Here is a 4132-nt window from a genome sequence, read left to right as displayed (position 1 = left end):
GGGCCGCCCCCCGCCCGGGGCCCCCCCCCCCCCCCGGGGCTGAGGCCGCCCTCTCCCCCCCCCCCCCCCCGGGTTTTAGTTTCGACTGTGCATGACGGCCATGGCCAGCGCGCGGCGGGCGCGCAGGGAGACGCGCTCGGCACGCCGCTGCATCCGCCGGGCGGCGACCAGGCGCACGGCCTGGCGTTCCGCGTCGGCTTCCCGCAGGCGGTCGTGCATATGAGCACGAGCCAGGGCTTCTGGGATGAGTTGCATCTCACGGGTCCTGTTCTGACGCGAGGCGTTCGCGCCGGTGATGGAAACGTCTGGGGTCGCGGAGCCGGAGGGCTCGCTGGTGGAAGAGGTCATCGGGGCCAGCTTCTGGGGATCGTGCGTGAGGGGTCGGTCGATGGTTCCGGTGACGTTCATGCCGCGACCGGGTTCTTGCGCGGGCGACCACGCGGCCGCTTGCGGGCCACGACGACTCCCTGGACGAACAGCTCGCCGCCCCAGACGCCCCACGGCTCACGCCGCTCCTTCGCGCCGGCGAGGCAGGCCTCCATCAGCGGGCAGGTACGGCAGAGGGACTTGGCGTACTCGACATCGGCCGGGGACTCGGCGAAGAAGACCTCCGGGTCGAACGAGCGGCAGGGGACGGGTACGCCGAGGTTCTCGATGGCGTCGTCGAGCGCGGTGAGCGCGGTGAGGGGGGTCAAGGTGGAGTCCTCCGTGAGGCCGGGCGGGGGGATCGTTTCGGAAGGCGGTACGGACGGGGCGTGCGCTTCGAGTTGCACGGTGGTGTTTCCTCGTCTGGTCGTTCCGGCCTGTTGGCCGGGGTTTCGGCTGGTACCGGGTTCTGCTGGTCCCGAGGCCCCTTCGCTCCGTCGTCCCCGTTCGGGGACAAACAGAAGGGCCGCGGATCCCGGGTGGGGTTCCGCGGCCCTGAAGGCGCCGGCCTGATCGTCGATCAGGCTGGATCACTCCAGGGTTCGAGCCCACGGAAGGCCCACATCGTGTGGTGCTGCGTCGTCTGCTGCTTGGTTTCGGCACCGGTCGCCGCAAAGTCATAGGCCTTGGCCTCGACTGCTGCTACTCCTGCTTCCAGTGCCTTGGTCGGTCGCTCATCGCGCTCCACGACGAGCAGGCCCGCAAGGGCGGCGGCCGGCCGCAGGGCAGCGGCGGCGCCGGCCATACCAGCGCCGGACAGACCGGTGCCAGGAAGACCGCTGCCAATGAACGCCGAGCCAGAGAGGCCGAGCGAGCAGGCGGAGACGACCGAGCGATCGGTCATTTTGTCGGTGCTGACGAAGCTGACGTTGGTGCTGTTGATGTTGCTGATCACTGGAATCGCCTCCTCTCGGCGTCTCGGAGGGCTCGGGGTGAGCCGGACCCTCATGTTCATTTGGACAAGTACAGCACGAAGACAGGGCTTCGAAGAAGCCGCTGTTTCCGTGGTTAAGAACCTATGGGGCTTGACGGGGGGTGCGCAAACTATTTTTCCGACGAGTTTTCATGAGTCCTCCTCGTCGTCTCCTCCAGGCTCCCCACCTGGCTCTTCGCCCGCGCAGATGGCGAGGACGTCGGCCCCGAAGCGGTCGAGCTTGCGGACGCCGACGCCGGAGATCCCGGCGAGTTCGCCGTCGGTGGACGGCATCCGCTCGGCGATCGCCATCAGCGTCTTGTCGGTGAACACGCAGTACGCGGGCTGCCCGAGCTCCTTGGCCTGGTCGGCGCGCCAGTCGCGCAGCCGCTCGTAGAGCGCCTCGTCCATGTCGGAGGGGCAGTCCTCGCAGCGCATCAGCTTCATCTCGCCGGCTTCGGTGAGCGTGGCGCCGCAGACGCGGCAGAGCACCGGACCACGGTGCTTGCGCCGGGCGGCCCCGCCCCGCTCGATGGAGCCGCCGGCGCCCGCGCTGCCCGTGCCGAGAGCGCCGGAGCCGGGGCGCAGTCCCTTGAGGAACCGGGTGGGGCGCCGGGAGGCGCGGCCGCCCGGGGAGCGGGAGAGCGCCCAGGAGAGCGTGAGGTGCAGCCGGGCGCGGGTGACCCCGACGTACAGCAGGCGTCGCTCCTCCTCGACCTGCTCGTCGGTCTTGGCGTAGGTGATCGGCATCATGCCCTCGGTGAGGCCGACCAGGAAGACGGCGTCCCACTCCAGGCCCTTCGCCGCGTGCAGCGAGGCGAGGGTGACCCCCTGGACGGTCGGGGCGTGCTGGGCGGCGGCCCGCTCGTCGAGTTCGGCGACGAGGTCCGAGAGCGTGGCACCGCTCTTGGCGCGGGCGAAGTCCTCGGCGAGGCGGACAAGGGCGGCGAGGGACTCCCAGCGGTCGCGGACGGCGCCGGAGCCGGCGGGCGGTTCCGTGGTCCAGCCCTTGGTGGAGAGCACGGCCCGGACCTGGGAGGGCAGGTCCTCGGCGTCGTCGAGGAGGGAGTCGTTGCCCCCGGCCCGGGCGGCGCCGCGCAGGGCGATGCCCGCCTCCCGTACCTCCTGGCGCTCGAAGAAGCGCTCGGCGCCGCGCAGCTGGTAGGGCACTCCGGCGTCGGCGAGGGCCTGCTCGTAGACCTCGGACTGGGCGTTGATGCGGTAGAGCACGGCGATCTCGCCGGCCGGGACGCCCGCGGCGATCAGGTCGCGGATGCGGCGGGCGGTGCCCTCGGCCTCGGCGGGCTCGTCGGCGTACTCGGTGTAGCCGGGCTCGGGGCCGGGGTCGCGCTGGGAGATCAGTTCCAGGCGGTGCTCGGCGGCGCGGCCGCGGGCCTGGCTGAGCAGTCCGTTGGCGAGGTGGACGACCTGGGGGGTGGAGCGGTAGTCGCGGACGAGCTTGACCACCGTGGCGTTCGGGTGCCGGGTGCGGAAGTTCAGCAGGTGGTCGGGGGTGGCGCCGGTGAAGGAGTAGATGGTCTGGCTGGCGTCGCCGACGACGCAGAGGCTGTCGCGGTCGCCGAGCCACAGGTCGAGGAGCCGCTGCTGGAGCGGGGAGACGTCCTGGTACTCGTCCACCACGAAGTGCTGGTACTGGCTGCGGATCTGGTCGGCGATGTCGTGCCGGTCCTGGAGGATGCCGACCGTGAGCAGCAGCACGTCCTCGAAGTCGATCACCGAGCGGTCGCGCTTGAGCTGCTCGTACATCGCGTAGATCTGGCCGATCTCGGCCGGGTCGCGGGGGGCGTCCCGGACCGACTTGGCGACGACGGCGGGATAGTCGGCGGGGACGGTCTGGGTGACCTTGGCCCACTCGATCTCGCTGGTGACGTCGCGCAGCTCGTTGCGGTCGAGCCGGACGCGGCAGCGCGCGGCGGCCTCGGCCACGAGCTGGATCTTGCGCTCCAGGAGCCGGGGAAGATCGCCACCGACGACTTTCGGCCAGAAGTACTGCAGCTGGCGCAGCGCCGCGGAGTGGAAGGTGCGGGCCTGCACCCCGCCCGCGCCGAGCTCCCGGAGCCGGCCGCGCATCTCCCCGGCCGCCCGGTTGGTGAACGTGACGGCCAGCACACTGCCGGGCTGGAGTATGCCCGCCCGCACTCCGTACGCGATGCGGTGCGTGATGGCCCGCGTCTTGCCCGTACCGGCTCCCGCCAGGACGCACACCGGGCCGTGCAGGGCAAGGGCGACCTCGCGCTGCTCGGGGTCGAGCCCGTCGAGCACCGCGTCGGCCGACTCGGGGACCTGCGGGAAGAGAGTGGAGTGCGTTGCTGCTGTCACCCCGCCATGCTGCCAGGTTCGCGAGGGGCGCCGCGTCGCGTTGTCCACAGGCCCGGGCATGCGGTCATACGAATCACGGTCTCCCGCAGGCGGGAATGGGGACGGCGGCTCGTACGTTCTTCCCCTCGGCACCCACCCCGCGAACAGAGGAGCGCCAGGCCATGCAGGGCACTGTGACGATGTACAGCACCACGTGGTGCGGCTACTGCCGTCGGCTGAAGAGCCAGATGGACCGCGAGGGCATCGCGTACACGGAGATCAACATCGAGCAGGACCCCGACTCGGCCGCGTTCGTGGAGAAGGCCAACGGGGGCAACCAGACCGTCCCGACCGTGCTCTTCGCCGACGGCACGACGCTGACGAACCCGTCGCTCGCCCAGGTCAAGCAGAAGGTCGGCGTCTGACACGACGCGCCCGCAGACCGACAAGAGCCCCCGCCCGGCAGTACCGGGC

Annotated in this window: 5 protein-coding genes; 1 reads left to right on the top strand and 4 read right to left on the bottom strand. The window is 71.1% G+C overall.

Annotated features, from left to right (window positions below; genetic code table 11):
- Positions 1-75 precede the first annotated feature (75 nt).
- The 4 genes from ACFVZW_RS10530 to ACFVZW_RS10515 all read right to left on the bottom strand — a co-directional run bounded on the left by ACFVZW_RS10530 (position 76) and on the right by ACFVZW_RS10515 (position 3739).
- Entirely contained in the window at positions 76-408 is a 333-nt protein-coding gene (locus tag ACFVZW_RS10530; protein WP_384519437.1) for a hypothetical protein, read from the bottom strand.
- On the bottom strand, positions 405-773 hold the full coding sequence (locus tag ACFVZW_RS10525; RefSeq protein WP_137993472.1) for a WhiB family transcriptional regulator: 369 nt from the start codon (positions 771-773) through the stop codon (positions 405-407). The genes ACFVZW_RS10530 and ACFVZW_RS10525 overlap by 4 nt, the downstream gene beginning before the upstream one ends.
- Positions 774-946: 173 nt before the next feature.
- The gene (locus ACFVZW_RS10520; RefSeq protein WP_384519467.1) at positions 947-1309 is read right to left on the bottom strand and encodes a hypothetical protein; all 363 of its coding nucleotides are present in this window, start codon (positions 1307-1309) and stop codon (positions 947-949) included.
- A gap of 180 nt (positions 1310-1489) precedes the next feature.
- Positions 1490-3739: an ATP-dependent DNA helicase UvrD2 gene (locus ACFVZW_RS10515; protein ID WP_384519435.1), complete on the bottom strand. Its 2250-nt coding sequence runs from the start codon at positions 3737-3739 to the stop codon at positions 1490-1492.
- A gap of 101 nt (positions 3740-3840) precedes the next feature.
- Here ACFVZW_RS10515 and ACFVZW_RS10510 point away from each other — a divergent pair, with 101 nt between their 5' ends.
- Entirely contained in the window at positions 3841-4083 is a 243-nt protein-coding gene (locus ACFVZW_RS10510) for a mycoredoxin (protein ID WP_147981115.1), read from the top strand.
- Positions 4084-4132 lie beyond the last annotated feature (49 nt).

It is taken from the genome of Streptomyces sp. NPDC059567 (genome assembly GCF_042735655.1).
Classification (GTDB): Bacteria; Actinomycetota; Actinomycetes; order Streptomycetales; family Streptomycetaceae; genus Streptomyces.
This window is presented reverse-complemented; position numbering and strand designations above follow the sequence as displayed.

Bases quoted from the DNA above. Each gene is read 5' to 3' on its own strand.
- ACFVZW_RS10530 (WP_384519437.1), bottom strand. From the start codon at position 408: ATGAACGTCACCGGAACCATCGACCGACCCCTCACGCACGATCCCCAG.
- ACFVZW_RS10515 (WP_384519435.1), bottom strand. From the start codon at position 3,739: ATGCCCGGGCCTGTGGACAACGCGACGCGGCGCCCCTCGCGAACCTGG.
- ACFVZW_RS10510 (WP_147981115.1), top strand. From the start codon at position 3,841: ATGCAGGGCACTGTGACGATGTACAGCACCACGTGGTGCGGCTACTGC.